22 protein-coding genes and 3 pseudogenes are annotated in these 25767 nt (G+C 70.1%); 14 read left to right on the forward strand and 11 right to left on the reverse strand.

Annotation, left to right across the window (positions count from 1 at the left end; translation table 11 throughout):
• Positions 1–53 precede the first annotated feature (53 nt).
• The gene (locus QUE40_RS06255) at positions 54–401 is read left to right on the forward strand and encodes a YciI family protein (protein ID WP_142004918.1); all 348 of its coding nucleotides are present in this window, start codon (positions 54–56) and stop codon (positions 399–401) included.
• A 23-nt stretch (positions 402–424) separates the two neighbouring features.
• On the opposite strand, the gene QUE40_RS06260 is transcribed toward QUE40_RS06255, so the two are convergent.
• Positions 425–2185 (reverse strand): GmrSD restriction endonuclease domain-containing protein, encoded by a 1761-nt coding sequence (locus QUE40_RS06260; RefSeq protein WP_289232617.1) that lies wholly within the window; start codon positions 2183–2185, stop codon positions 425–427.
• Between the two features lie 301 nt (positions 2186–2486).
• Between QUE40_RS06260 and QUE40_RS06265 the strand changes: the two genes are divergently transcribed.
• From QUE40_RS06265 to QUE40_RS06280, 4 genes are read left to right on the forward strand one after another with little or no spacing between them, the layout of a single operon-like run.
• Positions 2487–2942, forward strand: a complete 456-nt coding sequence (locus tag QUE40_RS06265) for an alpha/beta fold hydrolase (RefSeq protein ID WP_433997046.1) — start codon at positions 2487–2489, stop codon at positions 2940–2942.
• Positions 2939–3163: an alpha/beta fold hydrolase gene (locus QUE40_RS06270; RefSeq protein WP_289232618.1), complete on the forward strand. Its 225-nt coding sequence runs from the start codon at positions 2939–2941 to the stop codon at positions 3161–3163. The genes QUE40_RS06265 and QUE40_RS06270 overlap by 4 nt, the downstream gene beginning before the upstream one ends.
• 20 nt (positions 3164–3183) lie before the next feature.
• Complete coding sequence (locus QUE40_RS06275) at positions 3184–3672, forward strand: nucleoside deaminase (RefSeq protein WP_289232619.1); 489 nt, start codon at positions 3184–3186, stop codon at positions 3670–3672.
• Positions 3662–4342, forward strand: a complete 681-nt coding sequence (locus QUE40_RS06280; RefSeq protein ID WP_289232620.1) for a uracil-DNA glycosylase — start codon at positions 3662–3664, stop codon at positions 4340–4342. The genes QUE40_RS06275 and QUE40_RS06280 overlap by 11 nt, the downstream gene beginning before the upstream one ends.
• Before the next feature lie 9 nt (positions 4343–4351).
• On the opposite strand, the gene QUE40_RS06285 is transcribed toward QUE40_RS06280, so the two are convergent.
• Together QUE40_RS06285 and QUE40_RS06290 are read right to left on the reverse strand one after the other, a co-directional pair.
• Positions 4352–4603, reverse strand: a complete 252-nt coding sequence (locus QUE40_RS06285; protein WP_289232621.1) for a MazG-like family protein — start codon at positions 4601–4603, stop codon at positions 4352–4354.
• A 92-nt stretch (positions 4604–4695) separates the two neighbouring features.
• Positions 4696–6504, reverse strand: a complete 1809-nt coding sequence (locus QUE40_RS06290) for a DUF2075 domain-containing protein (protein ID WP_289232622.1) — start codon at positions 6502–6504, stop codon at positions 4696–4698.
• A 293-nt stretch (positions 6505–6797) separates the two neighbouring features.
• Between QUE40_RS06290 and QUE40_RS06295 the strand changes: the two genes are divergently transcribed.
• From QUE40_RS06295 to QUE40_RS06305, 3 genes and pseudogenes are all read left to right on the forward strand, one after another.
• Positions 6798–7262, forward strand: coding sequence for a DUF8453 domain-containing protein (locus tag QUE40_RS06295; RefSeq protein WP_289232623.1), 465 nt, complete (start codon positions 6798–6800; stop codon positions 7260–7262).
• Between the two features lie 75 nt (positions 7263–7337).
• A pseudogene (locus QUE40_RS06300) lies at positions 7338–9152 on the forward strand (phosphocholine-specific phospholipase C); the annotation flags it as partial.
• Positions 9153–9225: 73 nt separating this feature from the next.
• On the forward strand, positions 9226–9423 hold the full coding sequence (locus QUE40_RS06305; protein ID WP_289232624.1) for a phospholipase domain-containing protein: 198 nt from the start codon (positions 9226–9228) through the stop codon (positions 9421–9423).
• A 40-nt stretch (positions 9424–9463) separates the two neighbouring features.
• Here the strand turns inward: QUE40_RS06305 and QUE40_RS06310 are convergent, their stop codons facing one another.
• Positions 9464–9961: an ATP-binding domain-containing protein gene (locus QUE40_RS06310; RefSeq protein WP_289232625.1), complete on the reverse strand. Its 498-nt coding sequence runs from the start codon at positions 9959–9961 to the stop codon at positions 9464–9466.
• Positions 9961–11097: a nuclease-related domain-containing DEAD/DEAH box helicase gene (locus QUE40_RS06315; RefSeq protein ID WP_289232626.1), complete on the reverse strand. Its 1137-nt coding sequence runs from the start codon at positions 11095–11097 to the stop codon at positions 9961–9963. The genes QUE40_RS06310 and QUE40_RS06315 overlap by 1 nt, the downstream gene beginning before the upstream one ends.
• 814 nt (positions 11098–11911) lie before the next feature.
• Here QUE40_RS06315 and QUE40_RS06320 point away from each other — a divergent pair.
• The gene (locus QUE40_RS06320) at positions 11912–12520 is read left to right on the forward strand and encodes a hypothetical protein (protein ID WP_289232627.1); all 609 of its coding nucleotides are present in this window, start codon (positions 11912–11914) and stop codon (positions 12518–12520) included.
• On the opposite strand, the pseudogene glnA reads toward QUE40_RS06320, so the two are convergent.
• From glnA to lipA, 3 genes and pseudogenes are all read right to left on the reverse strand, one after another.
• A pseudogene (gene glnA / locus QUE40_RS06325) lies at positions 12508–13931 on the reverse strand (type I glutamate--ammonia ligase). The gene QUE40_RS06320 and the pseudogene glnA overlap by 13 nt on opposite strands.
• Positions 13932–14114: 183 nt before the next feature.
• Complete coding sequence (locus QUE40_RS06330) at positions 14115–14888, reverse strand: DUF4191 domain-containing protein (protein ID WP_142004934.1); 774 nt, start codon at positions 14886–14888, stop codon at positions 14115–14117.
• A gap of 5 nt (positions 14889–14893) precedes the next feature.
• Positions 14894–15919, reverse strand: coding sequence for a lipoyl synthase (lipA, locus tag QUE40_RS06335; protein WP_289232628.1), 1026 nt, complete (start codon positions 15917–15919; stop codon positions 14894–14896).
• Positions 15920–16065: 146 nt separating this feature from the next.
• Here lipA and QUE40_RS06340 point away from each other — a divergent pair, with 146 nt between their 5' ends.
• Positions 16066–16965: a hypothetical protein gene (locus QUE40_RS06340; protein ID WP_289232629.1), complete on the forward strand. Its 900-nt coding sequence runs from the start codon at positions 16066–16068 to the stop codon at positions 16963–16965.
• Positions 16966–17587: 622 nt separating this feature from the next.
• On the opposite strand, the gene lipB is transcribed toward QUE40_RS06340, so the two are convergent.
• The gene (gene lipB, locus QUE40_RS06345) at positions 17588–18220 is read right to left on the reverse strand and encodes a lipoyl(octanoyl) transferase LipB (RefSeq protein ID WP_142004937.1); all 633 of its coding nucleotides are present in this window, start codon (positions 18218–18220) and stop codon (positions 17588–17590) included.
• Between the two features lie 39 nt (positions 18221–18259).
• Here lipB and QUE40_RS06350 point away from each other — a divergent pair, with 39 nt between their 5' ends.
• Together QUE40_RS06350 and QUE40_RS06355 are read left to right on the forward strand one after the other, a co-directional pair.
• A complete protein-coding gene (locus QUE40_RS06350) occupies positions 18260–20458 on the forward strand; it encodes an MMPL family transporter (RefSeq protein ID WP_289232630.1) in 2199 nt (732 codons plus the stop codon).
• Positions 20455–21471 (forward strand): Gfo/Idh/MocA family protein, encoded by a 1017-nt coding sequence (locus tag QUE40_RS06355; RefSeq protein WP_289232631.1) that lies wholly within the window; start codon positions 20455–20457, stop codon positions 21469–21471. The genes QUE40_RS06350 and QUE40_RS06355 overlap by 4 nt, the downstream gene beginning before the upstream one ends.
• A 676-nt stretch (positions 21472–22147) precedes the next feature.
• Here QUE40_RS06355 and QUE40_RS06360 read toward each other — a convergent pair.
• Positions 22148–23110 (reverse strand): alcohol dehydrogenase catalytic domain-containing protein, encoded by a 963-nt coding sequence (locus QUE40_RS06360; protein WP_289232632.1) that lies wholly within the window; start codon positions 23108–23110, stop codon positions 22148–22150.
• 78 nt (positions 23111–23188) lie between these two features.
• Between QUE40_RS06360 and QUE40_RS06365 the strand changes: the two genes are divergently transcribed.
• Positions 23189–23584, forward strand: coding sequence for a winged helix-turn-helix transcriptional regulator (locus QUE40_RS06365; RefSeq protein ID WP_289232633.1), 396 nt, complete (start codon positions 23189–23191; stop codon positions 23582–23584).
• Positions 23581–24521: pseudogene (locus QUE40_RS06370) on the forward strand (PfkB family carbohydrate kinase). Before QUE40_RS06365 ends, QUE40_RS06370 begins: the two are co-directional and overlap by 4 nt.
• Here QUE40_RS06370 and QUE40_RS06375 read toward each other — a convergent pair.
• Entirely contained in the window at positions 24509–25762 is a 1254-nt protein-coding gene (locus QUE40_RS06375) for a putative PEP-binding protein (RefSeq protein ID WP_289232634.1), read from the reverse strand. The pseudogene QUE40_RS06370 and the gene QUE40_RS06375 overlap by 13 nt on opposite strands.
• Between the last annotated feature and the right edge of the window lie 5 nt (positions 25763–25767).

Raw genomic sequence — 25767 nt, forward strand, 5'->3', positions numbered from 1 at the left:
ACCACCTGGCGCGTCATGCAGTCATCACAGTCCCGAGACGAGGAGAGAACACCATGAGCCGCTACCTGATGCTGCTGCCCGCGCCCGAGGCCGAGTGGGCCAAGCTGCCGCCGGAGGAGCACGAGAAAGGGATGCGAGCGCACGAGCGATTCAACGCCGAGCTCGCCGAGGGCGGGCACAAGGTGATCGTCTCCAGCCCGTTGCACCCGTCGGCCGAAGCGGTGTCGATGAGGCCCGACGGCGCCGGCGGCACGGTCGTGACGGACGGTCCGTTCACCGAGTCGGTAGAGCAGGTGGTCGGGTTCTACCTCATCGAGAGCGACGACCGGGAGGGCCTGGAGGCATGCTGCCGCCAGCTGGCCAGCACGGGCGACCTGATCGAGCTGCGCGAGCTGGAGTAGGCCGAGCCCGCAGTGGCCTCGCGTCAGAGCGACTCGTAGTACTCCCGGATCGCCTGCGCCATGAGCCGCCGCCGAGCCGCAAGGAACTCCGGGTAGTGCCCAGCGACCACCTCAGGGAGGTTGTCCGGGACGGCGTTCTCGCGCAGGTTCGTCGCGAGGTCGTCCGCGTCAGTGATCTCTCCCAGGGTGAGGGTTCCGTTGGCGATCTGCTCGGAGAGCTTGGCCATGTACTCGGACGGCGGCATGTTGGAGATGGAGATGTTGATCGAGGTCTCGGTCAGCGCGAAGTTGGCGACCTGGTTGTAGTCGGCACGGTCGGGGAAGCCGTTCTTCTGCAGGTAGTCCTTGGGCACGATGTGGTGGATGTCGCCGGACTGCTGGTGCATCGCGGCGACGGTGATCGCCTTGGAGAGGAAGCCGCGCGCGCCGGACTTGGCTTGGGCGGCGAGGAAGGTCTGGAAGAACGGGCTCGCGGTGCTTGTCGTCTCGAGGGCGGCGGGAAGGCGTACGTCCCAGAAGCCGTCCGTCAGCTCGCCCTCCTCGAGCTGCTTCAGGTAGGCCGCGGCGCCGACGGCGTCGATGCGTCGCATGTCCTGCTCCCAGGTGGACTCGAAGCTTGCGGAGTGCCGGCCGGTGAGCATGGACAGGACGAACCATCGCCGCACGATCCGTTTGCGTTCGCCCTCGGACATCTCCGGTTCCTCGCGCAGGCGCAGGTAGAGCGCGTAGGCGAAGTTCAGCGCGTTGCGCGAACCGATCATCTTGGGCGTCAGGAACCCGGCGGACTTGATCGTCATGACGAAGTTCTCGTAGTGGTACTTCCGCACGATCTGCAGCAGCGCGGACTCGAGCCGGTCGTACGCGATCGGGATGCGGGCCTCGTCGACCTTGCGTGTCTCGGGGTCACGTCCGGACAGTTCGGACACGATGCTGGACGCCTTGCCCCGGTGGAACCCGACGAGTCCGGCGACCCGGATGACGTCGGTGTACTCCGGGTCGTAGAGGTCCTCGCTGTCGTCCTTGAGCCACGAGATCGCGGAAAGGTATGTCGTCTGCGCGAATTCGGTGTCGTTGGTCTCGATGTCGGCGAACACGTGGGGCGCGACGGTGAGGTTGCAGAAGTAGTCGATGAGCTTGCGCAGGTTGCGACCGCGGTCCCCGTAGGTCGCGATCTTGCTCATCGCGAAGTCGGCGCTGGAGAGCGGCACGCCCTTGGAGTTGATCCGGATGAAGATCTCCGAGACGGTCTCGACGTCGAGGTCGTCGTTGAGGGCGATGATCCCGATCTGGGCGTTCTTGACCTGCTCGAGGCCGGCGATAGCGGCTTCGACCGCTCCCTTGTCCGCTTCCGGGTTGGCGTCGAAGTAGGCGCTGTAGAAGCCGTATGACGAGGCCGCGTTGAACAGCTCGCTGATGTCGGAGATCCACTCCGGGCTCCGATCGAGCGCTGGGGTCAGGGTGGCGAACTCCTGGGTGACCGGGTTGAACGCAATCCGGATGCGCACCTGCCGGTAGCGCTTGTCGACGACGGGCAGGCCGGCGACCGCGGCGCGCAGCGCGGTGATGCGCTGCTGCCCGTCGATGAGGATCTGCTGGTGCGCAGCGACGGTTCCGCCCTTGAGATGCGCTCCGACGGACTGCCAGGTGATCAGGTAGCCGACCGGGTAGCCCTTGTAGAGGGAGTCCATCAGGTCACGGACCTTCACCGAGTCCCAGACGAACGGGCGCTGCAGCTCGGGGATTGCGATCTGCTCGCGGCGGACGTCCTCCAGAAGCTGCGTCACCGCTGACTGAGTCACCTTGTACTTGGACACGCCGACTCCTCCCTGGTTCGTGTTGGGCACGATAGCCAGCGGCGCAGCCGATCGGCGGCGAAGATGGCGGCATGGCCGATCACCGCACGATCACGCTGCGCGACGGGCGCACGCTCGCCTACTACGAGTTCGGCGACCCGGACGGGGTGCCGGCGATCTACTCGCCGGGCACGCCGGCCTCCGGTGAGACAGGCCTGGTGTACGACGACGCGGCCCGGGCGGGGGCGTACGGCTGGTCTGTGTGGACAAGCCGGGATACGGGCACTCGGACGTGGACCCGCGGCGGAGCCTGCCGCGCTATGCCGAAGACGTGCGCGAGCTCGCCGACGCACTCGGGCTCGAGCGGTTCGCCAACGTTGGGGAGTCCGGCGGTGGGCCGCACGCGCTGGTGCTGGCGTACGCGCTCGGCGACCGGCTCACGCTGAACCTGGTGCTCGCGGGGATGGGTCCGGCGCACGAGGCGTGGGTGCGTGACGGGATGAAGCCGATGAACCGCGTGATCTTCGGGGCGGCGCAGCGTGCACCGTGGCTGCTGCGCCCGATGATGGCGGCGATGGGGCGGGCGGTGCGTGATGACAAGCGGTACGCGAAGTTCGTCGAGCAGCAGCTGAAGGTCTCGCCGCCGCCCGACCGGGGGTGTTCGGCAGGTACGGAGATCTGTTGCGCCCCAGTGCGATTGGCGCTTTTCGGCAGGGAACGCGCGGTGCCGTGCAGGAGCTGCGGATGATCGCGAGCCCGTGGGGGTTCGAGCTGAGCGAGGTGCGGGCGCCGGTGCTGCTGTGGCACGGCACCGAGGACGTGAACGTGCCGATCGCGGTGGGGCGTCGCGTGGCGCAGCAGCTGCCGGACGCCCGGCTGCGGGTCTTCGAGGGCGCCGGGCACGCGGTGGGGATGGCCAACCAGGCTGAGGTGATGGAGGCGATCCGGGCGGCGGGGGAGCGGCCGTGACGTCCGGGCAGGATGGGCGCATGGACGTCACGTCGAGGGACCTGGAGCTTCTGGAGCGTGCGGTCGACCTGGCCGAGGCGGCGGTCGAGGCGGGTGACGAACCGTTCGGGTCGGTGCTCGTCGACGCTGACGGCACAGTGCGATTCGAGGACCACAACCACGTGTCGGGCGGCGACCACACGCAGCACCCCGAGCTGGCGATCGCGCTCTGGGCGGTGCGCGAGATGAGCCCCGACGAGCGGTCGGCGGCGACGGTCTACACCTCCGGTGAGCACTGCCCGATGTGCGCCGCCGCGCACGGCTGGGTCGGCCTGGGGCGCATCGTCTATGCCAGCTCGTCGGAGCAGCTGGGGGAGTGGATGCGTGAGATGGGCGCGGCGCCGGGTCCCGTCGCGTCGTTGCGCATCCAGCAGGTGGTGCCCGGGGCTGAGGTGGCCGGGCCGGTGCCTGAGCTGGCCGAGCGCGTACGTCGGTTGCACGAGCGGAAGGTAAAAGGTGATGGGGTCTGAGACGGAATCACTGCTGAAGGCGTGGCCGGTTCTGCGCGAGGAGGTGGAGCAGCCGTACTTCGCCGAACTCATGCGGTTCGTTCGTGGAGAGCGTGCGACGCACGGGGTGTACCCGCCGCCGAACCAGATGTTCGCGGCCTTCGAGCTCACGCCGTACGACAAGGTGAAGGTCGTGATCCTCGGACAGGATCCGTATCACCAGCCTGGCCAGGCAATGGGGCTGTCCTTCTCGGTGCCACGGGACGTGAAAGCGCCGCCATCGCTGAGCAATATCGGCAAGGCGATGGTTGCCGATGGCGTTGGGCAGGAGCCCCTGCCGCACGGAGACCTGACGCAGTGGGCAGAGCAGGGCGTGTTGCTTCTCAACACGGCCTTGTCGGTTCGTCAGGATCAGGCCAACTCGCATGCCAAAGAGTGGAAGCAGTTCACGGATGCCGCGATCTCCCGGCTCGACGAGCGGGACCGCCCGGTCGTCTTCGTGCTGTGGGGGCAGTCTGCGCAGAAGAAGCTCCCGCTGATTCACAAGCAGCGAGATCGGGTGGTCGATGCGCCTCACCCCGCGGCCAGGGGCCCACACCAGAGTGACTTCCGATCCCGGAAGACGTTCAGCCGGGTGAACGCGCTCCTCGAGCAGCATGGGGAAGTGCCTATCGACTGGGCGCTCGTCTGACGCGTGAGGTCAGCGCTTCTCTGCGCTGCCCCGTACCTCGTCCACCGGATAACGATCGGCGGCGCGCTGGAACTTGTCCGCCATGGCGGCATCGAGGTCCACATTGAGCACGTCCGCCAGCCGCAAGAGGTACGTGAGCGAGTCCGCGACCTCGTCTCGCACATCCTGGGCGCGTTTGGTGCCCATGACTTCGGTGGATTGTTCCGGGGTCAGCCATTGGAAGATCTCGACGAGCTCTGCGACCTCGACGCTCAGTGCCATCACAAGGTTCTTCGGAGTGTGGAACTGCTCCCAGTCCCGGTGCTCTGCGAAACGGCGGAGGCGGTCCTGCCACTCTCGAACGTGGAGCTCACTCATCGTCGCGTGCCGCCCGCGCGGGGAATCAGGGACTCCAGGTGCGCCTGAGTCTCGGCATCCGTGGAGAACACGACAACCGACTTCATGCCCCGGGTCAGCAGCACCTTGTAGACGTTTCGGACCAGTTTGTCGAAGACGTCGTCACCCACGGTCTTGCGGCTCTTGAAGTCCGGGTCCTTGTTGGCGTCGCGCACCGCGACCCAACGATCGTCTCGCCAGACCAGGTCTGGCCCGAAGATCACGCCGGCGTGGTCGTACTCGAACCCCTGGGCCGTGTAGACGCAGCCCACCTGCCCGAAGCCGTTCGGGTCGGTTGCCCAAAGGGCTGCTGGCGGGGCGCCACCGACCGCGCGCTCACCCTTGACGTTCCAGGGGCGTGCCCAGTCGCCGATCACCACATCTGGCACCAGGGCGCCGTCCTTGGGCGCATCGCTCCACGGCCATGCATAGCCGGCGGCGATGCGCGCCGTCTCTCCCTCCTCCGCTCGTCCTCTCAGCCAAGCCTCCATCTCAGCGGGGGAGCTGGCTGTGAGCAGCTCGAAACGCTCATCCCCTGGCCATTTGAACTCGCCGTCGGGCACCAGCCCCAGCGTCCGCTGCACCCACGAGACGAAGAGCTCGGACCCGCCGCTGCGGAACTGATCGTCGAGACTGATCCGGCGCACGTCGAGACCCTTCTCGCGAGCGAACCGATCGATCTCATCGGCCGTTCCTTGCTCTCCCGGCCGCACCACTTGGTGGTCATCCAGCAGGAACACGGGGACGCGAGCTGCCTCGAGGAGTTCTTCCACCTGCGGACGGGCGCGGAGTCGCTGAGCTTTGGGCGTGTAGCGCTGGACCGAGGTCTCGCGCATTCGGTGCGCCTCGTCCAGGATCAGGCAGTCCAGCCCGTTCTTCTCGGCGTCCATGAACTGGTTGAAGTACGTGAACATCTTCTGGACCTTCGGCGCTCTTGCGCCGGCGACGCGCCGAAGCGTGAGCGTGAACGACCGTGATCCGGTTGCGTGGAGAACCGAACGGCCTTGCCGCGCAAGCTCACCCATGAGCGACAACGCGATGACCGACTTGCCGCTGCCGGGGCCGCCCGAGATCACCACTGCGGTCTTGTGGTCAGCACTCCGGGCCTCGGACACGGCGTGAAGCACCTCCTCGTACGCCAGGCGCTGCTCGTCGAGCAGGACGAACATCTCCTGTCGCTGGACCTCATCCGCCGCAACCTTCAGGAGGTGGCGGCTGGGTGCGACTGCGCTCGAGAGCAGGGCGTCCGCGACGTCGTGACCTGGCAGCGGGGCGAGATGTGCCTGGAGGAACGTGATGAACTCGCCGCGCCTCTGTCCGGTGAAGACCCGGGACCGAGTGCCCGATGGAGCGGCGAGGATGTCGGCGACACCGGCGTCATCGGCGTTGTGCAGGTATGCCGCACCGACCAGGGAGTGATCGGTCTCGGCGAGGTGGGTTGTGAAATCGGCGAGATAGTCGCAGTACCCATCGACCTGCAGCCCGGGGTGGAGGTACTCCCTCGTGTGGTGCGGCGCGACCCGGAAGAGCGTCTCGGAGTCCTCTAGCCGCTTGGCCTGACTCCATTGCTTGAGCTCGATGATGACGTACGACGGCCGATTCGTGCGTGGGTGCCGTCCGGCCAAGATCACGTCGGCGCGCTTGCTGGTGAGCGGAAGCCGATACTCCAGCAGCATCTCGACCTGGCCGAGCCCCGCGCTGATCAGGTCCGCTCGCAGGGCTGGGATGGAGCGCTCCCAGGAGTGCTTCTCAGACGCCGAAGGTCTGTGTCCGACCTGGATGCCCATCTGCTCAGCAAGGAGTTCGGCGAGGGTCGCCTCGTTCGGTGACAGGGTCTCCGCGGACGCGCGGTGGAGGTGCAAGACAAGTCCCCAGGCAGCACGAAAGATCTCGTGCGGGTGGGGGCATGTCCGAGGAAGCCCGTCGGGCCGCAATGACGAACGACAGCGTAGGTCAGACGGGTTCGGTAGGTGTGGCGGACGCGCTGGGCTCGTCCGGCATAGCGACCGGGTGCAGGTCGGGCCCGAGAAAGTTCGGCGTAGATTCTCCGTAGCCGAGTCTCCGCGCGCTATCAAGAACCATGAGTCAGTGGCTGGGAATCGTCATCGCGGCGGCTGCGCTAGCGCTTTCGCTCTACACCCTGGTGACCCAGGAGCTGCGGGGCCGCAGAGCAGAGCGACGCGCCGACATGACGGTCTCGTTCCACTGGTTAACCTCGCGGGCCTACGTCGAGCTGGAGGGTCGAGAACCGGTCATGGCCGGCTACCACCTCGTGCTCTCGAACCGCGGACCTGCTGCGGCCACCGATGTCGATGTGACGCTGCGAGACGAGTCCGGACGGCAGTTGCGGCTCCTCGACGTCGAAAGGGGAGAACTCCCGCTGGCCGAGATGGCCGCAGGGGCGCGATACCCGATCCCATGGGCCTATGAACCGTTCCGTCAGCACTCCAGACGGTTCGAGGCGACGCTGACCTGGGCTGACGGCAATGGGAACCAGCAGCGGGTGGTGCCGTTGCGGCGAGGACAACTCCCACCGGCGCCTTAGTGCACGCATCGCGTTCGCTCCGAGGCCTTCCCCCGTTCACGCGCGTCCGCTCTCATCCCCCGGGTGAACGACAACATGCCCTCAGCCCCCACCCGCCGCCGGATCCTGCAGACGACCGGAGCGGCGGCTGGCCTGGCCGCCGTCGGCTCGCTCCTGCCCGCCTCCTTCCACCGCGCGATCGCCGCGCCCATGCGACCCGGTGGGCTCAAGGCGATCGAGCACGTGATTCTGCTGATGCAGGAGAACCGGAGCTTCGACCACTACTACGGAACCCTGCGCGGCGTCAGGGGATTCGGTGACCGCAACCCGTTGCGGCGCCGAGCCGGGGACTCGATCCTGCACCAGGCGAGCAAGGCAGGCGAGGACGTACTCCCGTTCTCCCTGCGCGAGGCCGCGGCCGCGGCCGGTCGCCCCTCGACCGACATTCAGTACCTCAGCGCCCTCCCGCACGGCTTCACCGACGCGACCGGCGCCTGGGCGCAGGGCTGGTGCGACGCGTGGGTCCCGAACAAGGGCGAGGGGAGCATGACGTACTACGACCGCCGCGACATCGCGCTGCAGTACGAGCTCGCCGACACCTTCACGATCCTGGACGCCTACCACTGCTCGGCGAACGGCTCGACCAACCCCAACCGCAACTACTTCTTCTCCGGCACCACCGGCGACGAGCCGACGGGCGGGCGTGCGGTGACCAACGCGGCGTACGACAAGAACCACGCCGGGTACGACTGGACGACCTACCCCGAGCGGCTCGAGGCCGCGGGCGTCAGCTGGCAGATCTATCAGGAGTGGGACAACTTCACCGACAACGCGGTGGAGTACTTCAAGCCGTTCAAGGCGATCGGCACGAAGGTGCTCGCGCCCGTCGACGGCGGATACCGCACGACCGAGGAGTTCTACGAGTCGCTGCACGGCAAGTCGCCGCAGGAGCAGGAGCGGCTGCTCCGCCAGCTGGAGCAGGGGCGCAAGACGCTGACCGCGGCGGAGCGCAGCCTGTTCGACCGGGCGATGTTCCGCAGCCGTCCCGGCACGCTCCTGAAGCGGATCCAGGACGACATCGCGAACGACGTTCTGCCACAGGTGGTTTGGGTTGTCCCCACCGCGGCGATGTCGGAGCACCCGGCGTCGTCGACCCCGGTCGGCAGCGCGAACCTCATCTACGACCTGCTCGACATCGTCGCCTCCGACCTCGACACCTGGTCGAGCACCGCGACGTTCATCAACTTCGACGAGAACGACGGCTACTTCGACCACGTGCCGCCGCCGGTGGCGCCGCGCCCCGCGTCGGGCAGCTCCGACGACTGGTACGACGGCCGCCCCATCGGCTTCGGACCGCGCGTGCCGATGACGGTGGTCTCGCCGTGGACGATCGGTGGGTACGTCGACTCGACCGTCGCCGACCACACCTCCGTCCTGCGGTTCCTGGAGCAGTGGACCGGGGTCAAGGAACCCAACATCTCCGCCTGGCGCCGCTCGGTCGCCGGCGACCTCACGTCCGCGTTCGACTTCGCGAAGGCCGGGCAGCCGCCGGCCCTCACCGAGCCCGGCGCGATCCCGTCGCCGATCGACCGCTGGCAGCCGAAACCGCCTGCGGAGCAAGCGATCCCGGAGCAGGAGTCCGGCCGCAAGCCGGCCCGACGCAGCCCGTACGCCAGCAGCGTCTCGGTCAAGCCCGCCGGCTCCGGCGTGACGGTGGCGATCCGCAACGCCGGCTCTGTCGCGGCGGCCTACTCGGTCTACCCGTTCCCTGGCTCCGGCATCGTGCCCACGCAGGTGACGATCGCCGCGGGTGCCGTCGAGAAGGTGGTCGTGCAGAGCGTCGACGTCGTGGTGCAGGGCCCGGACCGGTTCTGGTTCGAGCTGCGCGGTGCGGACGCCGCCAGCCTCGGAGCCGTTGACGTCGTGCCCGTCCCGGAGAGGGCCACGCTGCGCCTGCAGGTGCGCAACAACTTCCTCGTCCAAGATGCGTCTGAGCGTCAAAGCGCTTGCCTACAAGGGGGATTCGAAGAGCGTGCAGCTGCAGCCCGGCAAGATCCGGGACGTGCGCTGGCCGACCGACTCCGGCTGGTACGACCTTGAGGTCACCAGCGACCACGACCCGAAGTTCCGCTGCCGGGTGACGGGCCGCGTGGACCACCCGGGCAAGCCCGTCACGGCGTGAGGCGCGGCGGCACCCGCTCGCTCGCGCCGGGCGGGTGCCGTCAGCCCTGCAGCTGCCGCAGCACGGAATCGCCGCCGGTCTGACGGATGACGTCGGGGTCACCCACGACCACGAGACGTTCCGTGGCCCGGGAGAGCCCGACGTACAGCCGCTCTCTGGCCCGATCACGATCGGGGGAGTCGTTGACTGCCAGCACGACGCAGCGGCGCTCGAGCCCCTTGAAGCCGAGCACGTGACCGTAGAAGACGGTGTCGTCGTCCCAGAAGGACGACCAGTAGCGGACCTGGTCGCGCTCGAACTGCGTGACGTGCTCGGGATGGCGCTGGCCGGTCGTGAGCAGCACGATGTCGCGCTCGCGCCACCCCTCGTCGATCAGCGTGTCGACCTGGTCGTCCGCGACGTCCAGCGCGTCGTCGGTCGCGCACTCCACCAGCGTGACCTCGGGACCGTCGTAGTCGCTCAGCAGCATGCCGGTCGGAGCCAGGGTGCGGAACGTCGCCGCGATCTGCTTGGTGTTGCGCAGGTTCCGGTCGAGCATCAGCGGCACCATGGCGACGCTGGGCCGACCGAACCGTCCGAACACGCGTTGGTTCTCGTCGGAGAACGCGTACAGCCCGCCCGTCTCGGGGTCGCGCAGCGCGCGAGGAGAGGCTGCCACCAGTCGTCGGCGAAGTCCTGCGCCTCGTCGACGACGACGGCGTCGAACTTCTTCTCCGCCGGCAGGTCGGCCGCGAGATCGGCCATCTGGCGGGGGAGCTCGACCTCCCAGAAGGTGCTGTCTTGGCGGTCCGGGAACCGGGTGATGCCGAGGAAGCGGGCGAAGTCCTCGAACGAGCCGACGAACGCGGGCTGTTTGCGTCGCGCCCAGGTCTGCGCCACCCGCTCCATGCCCATCGCGAGCCCGAGGGAGTAGCACAGCAGGGCGACGCGCTGCTGAGGCCGGTCGTGGCTGCCGGACGACAGCTCCCGGGCCTGCGTCTGGGCGAGGATCGTCTTGCCGCTCCCGGCGCCGCCGCGCACCTCGACGCGCGTGAGGAGCCGAGTCACCTTCAGCAGGGTCGCCTGCTCGGCGGTCAGCCGGTCCGCGCGGTCCTCGTGCTCCAGCGCGGTGGCGATGACGTCGCGGACCGGGAGGTTGCGTCCCTGCAGGATCTCCGCGACCAGCTGGCAGTCGTCGAGCGTGGGCGCCCGTTGCTCACGCTGCGAGCGGAGCGACGCGGCGAGGCGCTCGGCGAGCCGGGCCATGTCGTCGCGCCCGTGGATCGCCCAGCGGGGGCACGACGGCAGGGCGAAGTCGGGAGAGATGCTGCTGTGCGGCAGCGCGACCGCCCAGCTCCACAGGATCCGCCGGCGACCGCCCCAGCGCGGATCGGTCTCGACATACTCGCGGAGGGCGTACGTCCCGCCCAGGGCCTGCTCGACGGGGCGGATCTTGTGCGACCTGTGCGGGCTGCCCTGTCGCCACTCCTCGCCCTCGACCCAGACGCTGCCACCCTTCACCTCCAGTGCGACGGCCCCGAGGCCGGGCGCGAGCACCAGGAGGTCGACCTCGTGGTCCTTGCCCTCGTCGGTGAGTCGGATGTTCGGCAGGACGATCCAGTCGTCCGGCTTGTCGTGGACGAGCCGCGACCACACGGTGCGCTCGGCCTCGTTGGCGAATCGTGGTTCGCTCATCTGCCCCCTGTTGACTGCTCGAACGGTAGCCGCGGCCGCCGACACACGACCGGTTATCCGGGCAGTGATCAGCCCGGGAGCCGCTGACGTGCGACGTGGGTGAGGCCGGGCTCCGGCATGATGCGCAGGTGAGCAGGCAGGCCCGGCGTTGGCTGGAGCAGATGGCGGAGGTAGAGCAGCGGGGACCCGGGCCTGACGGATGGGGTCCGTCTGTCGAACGGCTCGCTGCAGGTCAGACGGCCTTCGCGGGGCGGGTCACTGCGGGAGAGTGGGTCGGGCACGACGTCCTGATCAACGCCTACTTCCGTACCCCGAGCATCCGAGAACGCCTGCGCAACCGCGTGGTTCGCCAAGATCCGGGTGCGAGGCGGGCAGAAGCACTCGGCTTCGATGCGGTGATGTGGCAGGTCGACCCGGCCGCCCCGGGTAGCAAGGATCCGGACCCTTGGATCGGGAGCCTCGAGAACGTCCTCGACTACGTCGCCCCGAAGTCAGTCGAGTGGTTCCCACCCGTGGCAGCCGCGAAAGCCTCTCTGCGACAACGTGATTGACCTGGGAGCGGGCTCGGTCGGCGACGTCCGGGACTCGCTCAAGGGGTGACGGCGGGTAGCGGTCGCGGATCGCGGCCAGGGGCCGGGTGATGGTTGAGTTGGGCATCTGGACGGGAAGAACGGGCCCAGTGCCCGCGAATCCGTGTCATCCAGGACGTTCTTCCTGTCCAGATGCACGCCGGGCGTCGGCCATCTACGGCGCGCGCCGCCAGTTACGTTGTTTGCATGGATGAGGCTGTGCGCGGGGAGCTACCCCGCCCGCCGTGGCGGGTGTGGTCACGGAACGGAGCGCTCAATGGCGCACTCATCTCATCGGCAGCACAAGGGCTGTCAGCTGTGCAAGCCTCACAAGAACCGGCGTAACGGCCGCGCCGTTCGCGAGCCTTGGCCGGTCCTGCGGGTCGTGGGAAAGCGTCGCCGGGTTCGCCGTCGCGACCTGGGTGACGCTCTGGAGGAGTGAGCATCTGGACGGGAAGAACGGGGCTGGTGCCCGCGAATCCGGGGCATCCACGCCGTTCTTCCTGTCCAGATGTACGCCAGGCCAGGCTGGAACGACGAACGCCGCCGGCACCGCGTGGGTGCCGACGGCGTACGTCGGGGACGTGGTCTCGATACGCCGCTCGGCTAGCGCCTCGCGACTACTCGACCAGCTTGGCGCTGGAGGCCGGCGCCTCACTCCTCAGATGTCGTGCTTTCTCGACATCTTCCTCGCACTCCGCTTCGGCCGGCGACTCGCTGCGCTCGCCGCCAACCTCCGCTGCGCGCTTCGTCAGATGTCGTGCTTTCTCGACATCTTCCTCGCACTCCGCTTCGGCCGGCGACTCGCTGCGCTCGCCGCCAACCTCCGCTGCGCGCTTCGTCAGATGTCGTAGTAGAGCTCGAACTCGTGCGGGGTCGGGCGGAAGCGGACCGGGTCGATCTCGTTGGTGCGCTTGTAGTCGATCCAGGTCTCGATCAGGTCCTCGGTGAAGACGTCGCCCTCGGTGAGGTAGGCGTGGTCCTCCTCGAGCTTGTCGAGCACCTCGGACAGCGAGCCCGGCACCTGCGCGATGTCGGCGTGCTCCTCCGGGGGCAGCTCGTAGAGGTCCTTGTCCACCGGCTCCGGCGGCTCGATGCGGTTCTTGATGCCGTCCAGGCCGGCCATCAGCTGCGCCGAGAAGCACAGGTAGGGGTTGCTCGACGGGTCCGGCACGCGGAACTCGACGCGCTTGGCCTTGGGGGAGTTGCCGGTGATCGGGATGCGCACGCAGGCCGAACGGTTGCGGGCGGAGTAGACCAGGTTGACCGGCGCCTCGTAGCCCGGCACCAGGCGGTGGTAGGAGTTCAGCGTCGGGTTGGTGAACGCCAGCAGCGACGGGCGTGCCGCAGCAGACCACCGATGTACCAGCGCGCCACGTCGGACAGGCCGCCGTAACCCTTCTCGTCGTAGAACAGCGGCTCGCCGTCCTTCCAGAGCGACTGGTGGGTGTGCATGCCCGACCCGTTGTCGCCGAACAGCGGCTTCGGCATGAACGTCGCCGACTTGCCGTGCGCGAAGGAGGTGTTCTTGATGACGTACTTGAACTTCATGACGTCGTCGCCGGCGCCCAGCAGCGTGGAGAACTTGTAGTTGATCTCCTGCTGGCCGGCGGTGCCGACCTCGTGGTGCGCGCGCTCGACCTCGAGCCCGACCTCGGCGAGGCGCGAGACCATGTCGTCGCGGATGTCGGCGAAGTGGTCGACCGGCGGCACCGGGAAGTAGCCACCCTTGTAGCGCGTCTTGTAGCCGAGGTTGCCGCCCTCCTCCTCGCGACCGCTGTTCCACGCGGCCTCGATGGAGTCGATGAAGTAGTACCCGGCGTTGGACTTGGTCTCGAACCGTACGTCGTCGAAGACGTAGAACTCGGCCTCGGCACCGAAGAACGCGGTGTCGGCGATGCCCGTGGACTTCAGGTACGCCTCCGCCTTGGCGGCGATGTTGCGCGGGTCGCGCGAGTAGGCCTCACCGGTGAACGGGTCGACGATGGAGAAGTTCATGACCAGCGTCTTGTGCTTGCGGAACGGGTCGACGTACGCCGACTTCGCGTCCGGCACGAGCTTCATGTCCGACTCGTGGATCGCCTGGAAACCACGGATCGAGGAGCCGTCGAACATCTGGCCGTCCTCGAACGCGTCGGCGTCGAACGTCGCCGCCGGCACGTTGAAGTGCTGCATCACGCCGGGAAGGTCGCAGAAGCGGACGTCGACGAACTCGACACCCTCGTCCTTGATGAACTTCAGGACCTCGTCGGGGCTGGTGAACATGAAACCTCCTGGTCGGGTGTGCGCAGCCCGTGCTGTCCGGCGCGCATCACGTCGTTCCACGACCCTAGCGAGAGGCGGTTTCTCAGGAGTGACCGTGTGTTTCGCGAGTGTTAAATCTCTCACCATCAGCGGTGGTCTCGATACGGCCGCTCGTGCCTCGCGGCCTACTCGACCGGCTTGGGGTCAGCGGCCGCGCATGGCCTTGCGGTCGACCTTGCTGGCCTTGGCGTTGCGCGGGTCCATGCCCTGCGGGATCGGGGGCTTGGCGCCGCCGAGGGCGCGCAGCCGCTTGGTCACCGCGTCGACCTCGGGCTTGGTCAGCTTCTTCTCGAGCTTGTTCATCCGCTTGGTCAACGCGTCGACGGGGACGGTGTCGTCGCCCTGCCCGACCCGCAGCGTGTGCACCGGCACCTCCGGGCCGGCGACGCGGGTGACCTTCTTGCTCTCGGAGTTCAGCAGCTTGATCGCGGCGCCCTTGGGGCCCTCGGCGATCAGCACCACGCCGGGCCGCCCGACGGCCCGGAAGACCATCGCGGCGTTGCCGATGTCACGGATGTTGCGCGTACGTCCGCCCGCCTCGGCCGCGACCGGCTCCTGCTCGTAGAACCAGCCCCGGCGCAGCGACGACAGGACCGCGCCGGTGGCGCCGGGCGTACCGGAGATCTGCTTGTAGGCGGCGCGCTCGGCCCGCTTGCCCAGCATGAACATGGCCGCGACCAGGCCGAGCATGACGCCGATGATCCCGAGGTAGACCGGGTGCCCGACGAGGAACCCGATCAGGACGAAGACGCCGAAGACCACCAGGAACGCCAGCAGCATCCAGAGCCCGATGTTGGGGTCCTGGGCCTTCGCCTGGCGGTAGACCTGCTTGATCTGGGCGCCGCGGCCCGGGCTGCTGGGGTCCTTCTGCTTGCGCTTGCGGCGGAAGCGCGACGTCTTCTCGGGGGTCTCGGACATGAGGGTCAGGATACGTGCCGCGCGGGGGCCGCCAGCAACGACGACGCCTCCTGGCGCGCGGGGTCGCCGGCCGCCTCGGCCAGGTGCGACAGGTGCGCGGGCAGCGGACGGCCGTACGCCGCCATCGTCTGCACGTAAAGCCGGCCGGCCCGGTAGGACGAGCGCACCAGCGGCCCGGCCATGACGCCCTTGAACCCGATCTCCTGGGCGCGCTCCGACCAGTGCACGAACTCCTCGGGCTTGACCCACCGGTCGATCGGGTGGTGCAGCTTGGAGGGGCGGAGGTACTGGGTGATGGTGAGGATGTCGCAGCCGGCCTCGTGCAGGTCGACCAGCGCCTGCTCGACCTCGTGGTCCTCCTCGCCCATCCCGAGGATGAGGTTGGACTTGGTGACCAGCTCCCGCTCGTGCGCCATGGTCAGCACCCGCAGCGACTTCTCGTAGGTGAACGCCGGGCGGATGCGGCGGAAGATGCGCGGCACCGTCTCGAGGTTGTGCGCGAACACCTCCGGGCGCGCGTCGAAGACCATGCCGACCAGCTCGGGCTTGGCGCCGAAGTCGGGCGGCAGGATCTCGACCCCGGTGTGCGGGTTGAGCTCGTGGATCTGGCGGATCGTCTCGGCGTAGAGCTTCGCGGCGCCGTCGGGCTGGTCGTCGCGGGCGACGCCGGTGACCGTGGCGTAGCGCAGGCCCATCTCGCGGATCGACTCGGCGACGCGACGCGGCTCGTCCATGTCGAGCTCGGTGGGGCGGCCGGTCGCGATGTCGCAGAAGTCGCAGCGGCGGGTGCACACGTCACCGCCGATGAGGAAGGTCGCCTCGCGGTCCTCCCAGCACTCGAAGATGTTGGGACAGCCTGCCTCCTGGCACACCGTGTGCAGGCCCTGGCCCTTCACCCGCGCGGTCATCGCGGTGTACTCCGGGCCCATCTTGGCGGTGGTGCGGATCCAGCTCGGCTTGCGCTCGATGGGGGTCTCGGCGTTCTTCGCCTCGACGCGCAGCATGCGTCGTCCCTCGGGTGCGACGGTCACGTTCGGCTCCCTTGCCGGTCGGTGCTCGGCGGTCGGATTGCTGCCCCGGGGCGGGGGCGGGACACGCCGACCACCATCGTACGTCCGGGTGGGCGAGCCGCTGATGTGACGTCGGTTGCACGGCCGGCTCTGCCAGGCTGGCCACCGTGAAGGCGACACCGAGGTTCTGGTCCGCGGCCGAGTCCGGCGTCGAGACTCCCGAGGGCCACCACTGGTTCCTGCGCAAGTGGGGCTGGTCGGACGTGTCGGTCGAGGACGCCGCCGCGCAGGCGCGCGAGCGCCTGCAGCAGGTGATCACCAAGGTGCGCACCGGGCAGGAGCTCGGGTGGGACTACTACCCCCGCACCCCGCTGCGCGAGCCGATCCTCGCCGACGTCACCACGCCCGACGGGACCCTGATCGCGCAGGTGACCCGCAACCGCTACGGCACCGACGTGCTCAACACCGACCGGATGCTGATCGCCGACGTCGACCTGGCGGTGGCCCGCCGGCGGGGCCCGCTGTTCCAGGTCACCGAGCCGGGCGGGCTGCTGGGCCGGCTGTTCGGGCGGCGCGACGTGGAGCAGGTGGCGCCGTCGGCGGACGAGCAGGCCGAGCAGGCGGCGATGCTGCGCATCCAGCAGTGGGCCGCCGCGCACCCCGACTGGGGCGTGCACGTGTATCGGACGAACGCCGGTCTGCGGGTGCTCGTGACCGGCGCCGACCTTCCCGCGGGCAGCGCGGCCGCCGAGCAGGCGCTGAACGACCTGCGCAGCGACCCGATATACGTGCTGCTGTGCGCGACGCACGAGACCTATCGCGCGCGGCTCACGCCGAAGCCGTGGCGGGTGCGGCACTGGGCGCTCACCGTGCCCTGGCCGCACCGCTCGCCCGCGGACGACCGCCGGTTCCAGGAGTGGATCACCGGATATGTGGACAAGAGCGCGGCGTACGCCACCTGCCGGCTGGTCTGGCGCGCCGGCCCGCCGCCGAGCCCGGCCGAGCAGCAGCTGCTCGCCCTGCACGACCAGGTGACGCGGGTGGGGCAGCAGCTTCCGCTGGCGTGAGGTCTGCTGCGGGCGGTGACAACCGGGGCGGGGGTTGCGGCGTCTTCGCTCCATGAGGGCCTGGCGGGCGCTGGTCGTGTGCGCGCTGTTGCTGGTCGGCCTGCTGGTCGCGCCGGCGCAGAAGGCGTACGCCTGCAGCTGCGCGGTCAGTGGCGTCGCCCAGTTCTTGGAGCGGGCGGACGTCGTGTTCACCGGCACGGTCGGCGAGCGCCGCCGCGACGGGGACGAGCCGGCGGGCGGCCCGCGGTCGAGGTTCACGGTGCAGGTGGACGAGGTCTACAAGGGTGCGGTCCGGGAGCGCACGTTCGTCCGGTCGGGCACCCAGCAGGCGTCGTGCGGTGCGGACCTGCGGCCGGGCGTGACCGTGGTGATCTACGGGCGGCGGGACGCGCAGGGGTTGGTGACGACGAGCCTGTGCGACGGCAGTCGTCCGCCGGAGCGCGGCGAGCTGGAGCGGCTGAGAAGCCTTGCGGGACAACCGAGCTCGGCGTCGAGCGGCTCGGACCCCGACCCGCCGCTGGCGCCTCCGCACCTCTGGGCCGAGCTGACCGGCGGGGACGGTCGGCCGGGGACGGCCGCCGCCGGGGAGCGGTGCTGCTGCTCGTCGCGGGGGTATGGCTGGTCAGGCGATCACGTCGGGAAGGCGCTTCTCGACGAACGGGAGCACCTCGGCGACGGTGACGTCGCGGCCCAGCTCCTGGGAGAGCGTCGTGACGCCGGCGTCGGGGATGCCGCACGGCACGATGGTCTGCGCCCACGACAGGTCGCAGTCGCAGTTGAGGGCGAAGCCGTGCATGGTCACGTCCTGGCTGACCCGGATGCCGATCTGCCCGAGCTTGCGCTCCGGGCGAGCGCCGTCGGCGGCGAGCCAGACGCCGCTGCGCCCCTCGACACGGGTGGCGTCACCCAGCCCGAGATCCGCGCAGACGTCGATCATCAGCTGCTCGAGCCGGCGTACATGCCCCACGACGTCGACGGGGTCGGGCAGCCGGACGATCGGGTAGCCCACGAGCTGGCCGGGACCGTGCCAGGTGATCTTGCCGCCGCGGTCGACATCGATGACCGGGGTGCCGTCGAACGGGCGCTCGTGCGGCTCCGTGCGCTTGCCCGCGGTGTAGACCGCGGCGTGCTCCAGCAGCAGCGTCGTGTCGGGCTGCTCACCGGCCACGACCCGGGCGTGCACCTCGCGCTGGACGTCCCAGGCGTGCTGGTAGTCGACGTAGTCGGGGGCGAAGCCGAGGTGCTCGATCTGCATGCGCACCACGGTACGCCCGGCGCGACCTAGGGTGTCCGCATGCCATCACCCCGCCACCTCGCCCGGTCGGATCGAGGGGCCGGTCGCGGCCGGTGGTGGTTGCTGGCCCTCGTGGTCGCCTGTCTGGTGATCGGAGGTATCGGTGGCCCCACGGTGGGGCAGCTGTCCAGCGTGCAGGAGAACGAGAACGCGTCGTTCCTGCCGGGGGAGGCGGAGTCGACCCGCGCCGCGGCCGAGGCGGCGGACCTGAGCCCGGCGACGATTCCGTACTTCGTCGTGGTCAGCCGCGACGGCGGGCTGAGGCCGAGCGATCGTACGGCCGTGCAGCGGTTCGCCTCCGAGGTCGCCGCGGGCGAGCTGGCGCCGGGGCACCCGTTCGCCGACTACCTCGCCCAGCCGCAACCGGTGGTGGTGCCGAACGACCCGCAGCGGCCCGAGGCGGTGCTCGCGATCATCAGCCTTCGTGCCGATCGCGCCGAGCAGATGATCGGAGAGGACTCCCCGATCACGCTCGCCGGCGACCGGTTGCGCGGCGTGAGCGAGCGGGTGCTCGAGCCCGCCGGACTGACGGCGTACGTCACCGGGCCCGGCGGGTTCATCACCGACCTGGAGAGCGCCTTCGCCGGGATCGACGGCTTGCTGCTCCTGGTCGCGCTCGGCGTGGTGTTCGTGATCCTGCTGCTGGTCTACCGCAGCCCGCTGCTGCCGATCGCCGTGCTGGTCAGCTCGGTGTTCGGGCTGGCGCTCGCGGCGCTGGTGATCTACCCGCTCGCCGACGGCGGTGTGCTTGAGCTGAGCGGCCAGAGCCAGGGGATCCTGTTCATCCTCGTGGTGGGCGCGGCGACCGACTACGCGCTGCTGCTGGTCAGCCGCTATCGCGAGGAGCTGCACCGCCACGAGCGGCCCATGGACGCGATGCGCGTGGCGTGGCGCGCCTCGCTCGAGCCGATCGCTGCGAGCGCCGCCACGGTCGTCCTCGGTCTGCTGTGCCTGTCCTTCTCCGAGCTCGGCAACACCCGCAGCCTCGGGCCGGTCGGTGCGCTCGGGATCGCCGGCGCGCTGCTGTCGGCGCTGACCTTCCTGCCGTCGGTGCTGGTGCTGGCGGGCCGGCGGATCTTCTGGCCGGCGGTGCCGCGGCACGACGACCAGGCCCAGCACGACATCGACCTGCGCGGGCGCGGGATCTGGACCCGGGTGGCGCGCACGGTCGGGCGCCGGCCGCGGGCCGTGCTCGTGGGCGTGACGGTCGGGCTGCTCGCGTGCGCCGCTGCGGCGCCGATGCTCGACGTGGGCGCCGTGCGGCAGACCGACATCTTCCGCACCAGCGTCGACTCTGTCGCGGGGCAGCGGGAGCTGGAGCGGTTCTTCCCCGACGGTGCGGGCTCGCCGGCGACCGTGGTCGCCACGACGGCGCAGGTGCCGCAGGTAGTGCAGCTCGCGAGCAACACCGACGGCGTCTCCAGCGCGCAGCCCGGTCCGTCGATCGGTGGCCGCACGGTGGTGCAGATGACGTTCGACGACCCGGCCGACTCGCAACCGGCCGAGGAGTCGGTGCAGCGGCTGCGCGGGTCGTTGGACGAGATCAGTCCCGAGCTGCTCGTGGGCGGCCCGACGGCGAGCGCGCTCGACCTGCGCGAGGCGAGCAACCGCGACCTGCGGCTGATCGTGCCGGTGATCCTGCTCGTCGTCACGATCGTGCTCGCGGTGCTGCTGCGGGCGGTGGTGGCGCCGCTGCTGCTGGTGGTCGCCAACGTGCTGTCGTTCGCCGCGACGCTCGGGGTGGCGGCGCTGGTGTTCGGGCTGCTCGACCTGCCGAGCGTCGACCCACAGATCCCGCTGTACGCCTTCGTCTTCCTCGTCGCGCTCGGCGTCGACTACTCCATCTTCCTCATGACCAGGGCGCGGGAGGAGTCGGGCAGGTACGGCACCAGACGCGGCACGCTGCTGGCGCTCGCGGTCACCGGCGGGGTGATCACGAGCGCGGGAATCGTTCTGGCAGCGACGTTCTCGGCGCTCGTCGTGATCCCGTTGCTGTTCCTGCTGCAGGTCGCGTTCCTGGTGGCGTTCGGGGTGCTGCTCGACACGCTCGTGGTGCGCTCGCTGCTCGTTCCGGCGCTGACGCTGGTCACCGGGCCGAAGGTCTGGTGGCCGTCGCGGCTGGCTCGCGAGGGGGCTGCGACGGTTTCGGAGAACGCTGCGAAGGTTTCGGAGAACAAGGCGACGGAGGAGGACGCATGACACGTGCAGCGCTGGCTGGGTACGGCTCGGCCGGACGAGGCATCCACGCGCCGCTGCTGCAGGCGGCGGGTGTCGACATCGTGGCCGTGAGCACGTCGAACCCCGAGCGGGCGGCGGAGGTGCGGGCCGAGCTGCCCGGCACCGAGGTCGAGCCCGATCTCACGGCGCTGCTCGCGCGGGACGACGTCGACTTCGTCGTGCTGGCAACGCCGAGCGGGCAGCACGCCGAGCACGTGACGGCGTGCCTGGAGGCGGGACGGCCGGTCGTGGTCGACAAGCCGTTGGCGGTCGACGAGGCTCAGGCGGCCACGGTCGTACGGCGGGCGCGGGAGGTCGGCGTCCCGCTCACCGTCTTCCAGAACCGGCGGTTCGACCCGCAGCACACGACGCTGCGCAGGCTGCTGCTGGAGGGGACGCTGGGCGAGGTGTTCCGGCACGAGTTCCGTTGGGAGCGTTGGCGGCCCGTCCCCAAGCAGCGGTGGCGCGAGAACGCCACGGCGGTCGACGGCGGGGGCATCCTGCTCGACCTGCACACGCACCTGGTCGACGCGTCGGTGAACCTGTTCGGGCCGGTGGAACGGGTGTTCGCCGAGGTCGCGGCGCGGTCGACCCCGGCCGAGGACGACGCGTTCGTGGTTGCGGAGCACGCGAGCGGGGTCGTGTCGCATCTCGGCGCCACGTCGCTCGCCGGCGCGCCCGGGCCGCGGGTGCGCGTGCTCGGCACGGCCGGCGCCTACCTGCTCGACTCCTTCGAGCAGGAGCTGAGCGTCTACCCCGATCTCACCCAGGAACCCGACCAGGCGGGCTGGCTCGTGCGGGGCGTGGAGCGTACGCCCGTCGCGGCCGCGCCCTCCGACCAGGCCGACTTCTATCGCGCGGTGGTCGCGGCGCTGGGCGCCCCGGACCCGCAGGCCGCGATGCCGGTCGACCCGGCGGACGCGGTGCACGTGCTCGCGGTGATCGACGCCGCCCGCCGCAGCGCCGCCGAGCACCAGGTGGTCACGCTGGGCTGAGAGCGGGCGGGATGGGCCTTGGTCGGTGACGCGGGCCGGTGGTGCAGGTGGCGCGTCGCGGCGCAGGAAGCGGCGTCCGGAGGGCTCGGGGAGCAAGCTCGCAGGCCCCTCTTCGTTGGGGCGTGTGGTGCACCACCGGCCGACGGGGTTGTCCGCGCGAGCGCGAGCACCCGGCGGCGGAGGTCCGCTGCATCGTGACCGGCCTGCAGCGCACGCCTGGCGGAGGTCCGGCACAGCGTGCGACGCGTGACCAGGCCGCGCCGCACCCTTCAGCGGAGGTCCGGCGCACCGTGACCATCCGCAGCGCACTGCCCGGCGGAGGACCGTCGGGACGTGCGCTCTGCCGCACTGTTCGGCGGAGGTCCGGCACAGCGTGACCGGCGCACCGCGCACGCTTCGGCGGAGGTCCGGCGCCCCGTGACCATCCGCAGCACACCCTTCGGCGGAGGACCGTTGGGACGTGCGCTCTGCCGCACCCTGACCAACGGCCGCATCCAATGGGACCTCACCCCGGCCGCATGCCCCAACAACCCCGCCTGCGCGACACCGCATGAGCCGGAACGCTCGAACCGTGATGGACGGCATCGCCCGATCTGCGTTCGCGAACAGCGCTCGGTCTGCAGCGAAACCGTTGCTGGACAAGAGTTTTCGCACCAGCGCGCTGCCTGGTCGAGGCTCAGGGAAGCAGGACCACGCGGCCGCGGCCGCCCTGGCCGAACGCGTCGTAGGCGCGGTCGAACTCTGCCAAGGGGTACGTCTCGCGCACCCGGGCAGGCAACGAGCCGTCGGCGGTGGCTGCGAGCAGCTGGGCGAGCCGGACTCCGTCGGCCTGCACCCTGACGGAGCGGACCTCGACCGCGTCGGACGGTTCGGTGGTGCCGGTGACGACCTCGACGAGCCGGCCGCCAGGACGTACGACATCGCGGGCCCGCGCCCGGAGGTTCCCCGCGTCGAGCGCCGCGTCGACTTCGACACCGTCGAGGCTGGTGACGAGCCGGCCTCCGACGCTCTCGACGTACTCGCGGTCGGTCTCCCGAGCCAGGCCGACCACGTTCCAGCCGCGCTGAACGGCGAGCGGCACGGCGTAGCCACCCACCCCGCCGGCCGCGCCGGTGACCAGGAGCGTCCGGTCAGGGGCGGCGAGGTCGTCGAGCAACGCCAGCGCCTGGTCGGCGGTGAGGCTGTTGAGCGGTACCGAAGCCGCGGCGACGTCGTCGAGCGCGTCGGGCAGGGCGGCGACGTCAGCGGCCGGAGCGACGATCTCCGTGGACTGGCCACCGCGCTCCTTCACGGCTCCGGGGACGAGCCCGGCCACCCGAATCCCTTGGCGCAGCGACGGATCGGCAACGCCGGGGCCCACTTCGGTCACGGTCCCCGCCACGTCCCACCCGAGCCCCTGCGGCTCGTCGGGCGCCCAGCCCTGTTCGAGGGCGTAGCCGGCGCGGACGTAGGTGTCGACGGGGTTGATGCCCGCCGCGGTGACTTTGATGCGCACGGCGTCGTCGGGAAGCGGCTCGGGCTCCACCTCGGCGAGACGTAGGCCGCCGTGCTGATCGGTCTGGAGTGCACGCATGGAGATGCTCCTTGGTCGTGGCGCGTGGATCTGACGTGAACTACTCTCGACAGCGGTGCTATCCAAAGGGAAGTAGTTACCTGAGAGTGCGTTGCGTTCCGCGGGGGCGCGCGCCCGGCCGAGAGGGGTCCGACCGTGCCGACGATGACCGCGGCGCAGCGCCGCAGCCAGGCGAAGCTGGAGTACGACGCCTATCTCGCGGTCTGCCCCAGCCGGCAGGTGCTCGAACGGATCAGTGACAAGTGGGTCGCGCTGGTGCTGTGCGCGCTGGCCGACGGGGAGCTGCGCTACTCCGAGCTGGCGCGGCGGATCGCGGGCGTGAGTCCCAAGATGCTGACCCAGACGTTGCGCAACCTCGAGCGCGACGGGCTCGTCGTGCGCAGCGTGACCCCGACGGTGCCGGTCACCGTCGCATATGCCCTCACACCGCTGGGTTCTTCTCTGCAGCAACAGATTCGGCTGCTCAAGGGATGGGCCGAGCAGCACATCACCGAGATCGCCGAGGCGCGCGCGGCGTACGACGCGGGCGCCGACGCATGAGCCGGGTCATCCACACCGGTCAGGCGCTCGTCGACCTGGTGCTGCGCGTCGACGACCTCCCGCGCCGCGGTGGCAACGTCATGGCCGACGAGGGCACCCGTTATGCCGCCGGTTCGGTGAACATCCTTCTGGCAGCAGCGCGTTCGGGCGCCGAGTGCGTGCTGGCGGGTGCGCACGGAACCGGGCCCAACGGCGACCTGATCCGGTCCGCGCTCGAGGCCGAGGGCGTCTCCGTCGTGTCCGAACCGGTCGCCGACCTCGACTCCGGCGTGTGCGTGGTCCTGGTCGAACCGACGGGGAGCGGACGTTCGTCACGACGCGCGCCGCCGAGCGACTGCTCACCGTCGACGGGCTCGCCGCCTCGGAACCGAGGCCGGGCGATCTCGTGTGCCTGACCGGCTACTCGCTCGTCGGCCGCACGCGCGACCCCCTGCTGGAGTGGCTCGACACGCTCGACCCCGGAGTCCTCGTCGTCCTCGACCCCGGCGCGATCTTCGCCGATCTCGAGCCTGCCCTGCGCGAGCGGGTGCTGGCCCGTACGTCCGTGTGGACCTCGAACGCCGACGAGGCTCGCGCCCTGGTCGGCGCCGGTGACGAGATCGACCTGGCGCAGGCGGCGCGTGCCGTCGCGAGCCTGCTCCCCGAGGGCGCGGTCGTGATCGTTCGAGACGGGCCCGCCGGGTGCGTGGTGCACAAGCGCGGAACCACCACCGACGTACCCGGATATCCACGAAAGCCCATAGACACCAACGGTGCTGGCGACGCGCACACGGGTGTGCTGGTCGCCGAGGCCGCGCAGGGCACCGACTGGGTCACGGCCGCGCGCCGCGGGAACGCGGCCGGCGCCATCAAGGTCACCCGTGAGGGGCCGGCGACCGCCCCGACCCGGGCCGAGATCGACGCGTTCCTCGCGGCCGAGGAGGGTCAGCGGCCGTAGCGGCGGATCGCGTCCTTCACGGCCGGGATGCGCGCCGGCGCCATCGAGACCTCCCAGACGCCCCGGGCGAGCAGCGACATGGCGAGGCCCGGATCGCCGGCCATCTCGCCGCAGACCGCGACAGGGATGCCGCGGCTGGCCGCCTGCTCGGTCAGCGCGTCGAGCACCCGCTTCATCGCGGAGGAGTCGGGGTCGAGCAGCGGCGCGAGGTCGGGCTCGGTGCGCTCCGCGGCGCTGAGATAGGCGGCGAGGTCGTTCGACCCGACCGACACGAAATCCACCACGTCGGCGAACTCCTCGACGGTCAGCGCCGCCGCCGGCACCTCGACCATGATGCCGACCGCCTCGGGTGCGGCGTGCTCGACACCGTCAGACACCAGCGACGCCACGGCCGCCTCGACCGCCTCGCGGAAGGCCCGGGCCTCCTCGACCGTCGTCACCATCGGCGCCATCACCGAGACGCGGTGCCCGACCGAGGCGCGCGCGATCGCGCGCAGCTGCGTGTGCAGCAGCTCGGGGTGGGCGAGCAGGTAGCGCAACCCGCGGATCCCCAGGAACCCGTTGTGCTCAGGGGTCACGTCGAGCGTGCGCACCGGCTTGTCCCCGCCTGCGTCGAGCACCCGCACCACGACGGGCCGGGCGTCCAGCACGTCGAGGATCTCGGTCAGGTCGTCGCGCTGGGTGTCCTCGTCGGGATAGGTCTCGCGGTCGAGCACGAGCAGCTCGGTACGCAGCAACCCGACCCCGTCGGCGCCGTTGGCCACCGCCGCTCGCGCGTCGGCGACTGACCCCACATTGGCGGCCACGAGAACCGAACGTCCTTGGAAATCAACGGGTTCCGCGGCCTGCTCGCGCAGCTCGGCCGCGCGCCGATCCTGCGCTTCGGCGCGCTCCCGAGCCCGCCGTACGTCATCGGCCGGCGGGTCGATCGCGACCGTGCCGTCCTCCCCGTCGAGGACCACCTGCACGCCCTCGTCGACGTCGTCGACGCGGGGGAACCGGATCACCATGGGGAGCCCCAGCCCGCGCGCGACGACCACCGCGTGCGCGGTGGGGGAGCCGCCGCCGAGGGCAACCCCGACGGCGCCCTGCTCGACCAGCTCGGTGACCTCGGCCGGTCCGACCTCGTCGGCGAGCACCACTGCGCCGCTGACGGATTCGTCGATGCGCGACACTTCGACGCCCAGGTGGCGCAGCACCCGGGCACCCGCCTCGCGCACGTCGATGGCACGAGCGGCCACGACCT

The sequence above is a fragment of the Barrientosiimonas endolithica genome, assembly GCF_030296655.1.
GTDB classification, from domain to species: domain Bacteria; phylum Actinomycetota; class Actinomycetes; order Actinomycetales; family Dermatophilaceae; genus Barrientosiimonas; species Barrientosiimonas humi.

Coding starts and splice junctions, on each gene's coding strand:
- QUE40_RS06290 (WP_289232622.1), bottom strand. CDS start 6,504: ATGGGCATCCAGGTCGGACACAGACCTTCGGCGTCTGAGAAGCACTCC.
- QUE40_RS06350 (WP_289232630.1), top strand. CDS start 18,260: ATGCCATCACCCCGCCACCTCGCCCGGTCGGATCGAGGGGCCGGTCGC.
- QUE40_RS06275 (WP_289232619.1), top strand. CDS start 3,184: ATGGACGTCACGTCGAGGGACCTGGAGCTTCTGGAGCGTGCGGTCGAC.
- QUE40_RS06285 (WP_289232621.1), bottom strand. CDS start 4,603: ATGGCACTGAGCGTCGAGGTCGCAGAGCTCGTCGAGATCTTCCAATGG.
- QUE40_RS06315 (WP_289232626.1), bottom strand. CDS start 11,097: ATGAGCGAACCACGATTCGCCAACGAGGCCGAGCGCACCGTGTGGTCG.
- QUE40_RS06330 (WP_142004934.1), bottom strand. CDS start 14,888: ATGTCCGAGACCCCCGAGAAGACGTCGCGCTTCCGCCGCAAGCGCAAG.
- QUE40_RS06295 (WP_289232623.1), top strand. CDS start 6,798: ATGAGTCAGTGGCTGGGAATCGTCATCGCGGCGGCTGCGCTAGCGCTT.
- QUE40_RS06305 (WP_289232624.1), top strand. CDS start 9,226: ATGCGTCTGAGCGTCAAAGCGCTTGCCTACAAGGGGGATTCGAAGAGC.
- lipB (WP_142004937.1), bottom strand. CDS start 18,220: ATGCAGATCGAGCACCTCGGCTTCGCCCCCGACTACGTCGACTACCAG.
- QUE40_RS06270 (WP_289232618.1), top strand. CDS start 2,939: ATGATCGCGAGCCCGTGGGGGTTCGAGCTGAGCGAGGTGCGGGCGCCG.
- QUE40_RS06280 (WP_289232620.1), top strand. CDS start 3,662: ATGGGGTCTGAGACGGAATCACTGCTGAAGGCGTGGCCGGTTCTGCGC.
- QUE40_RS06255 (WP_142004918.1), top strand. CDS start 54: ATGAGCCGCTACCTGATGCTGCTGCCCGCGCCCGAGGCCGAGTGGGCC.
- QUE40_RS06365 (WP_289232633.1), top strand. CDS start 23,189: ATGACCGCGGCGCAGCGCCGCAGCCAGGCGAAGCTGGAGTACGACGCC.
- QUE40_RS06355 (WP_289232631.1), top strand. CDS start 20,455: ATGACACGTGCAGCGCTGGCTGGGTACGGCTCGGCCGGACGAGGCATC.
- QUE40_RS06310 (WP_289232625.1), bottom strand. CDS start 9,961: ATGCTCGACCGGAACCTGCGCAACACCAAGCAGATCGCGGCGACGTTC.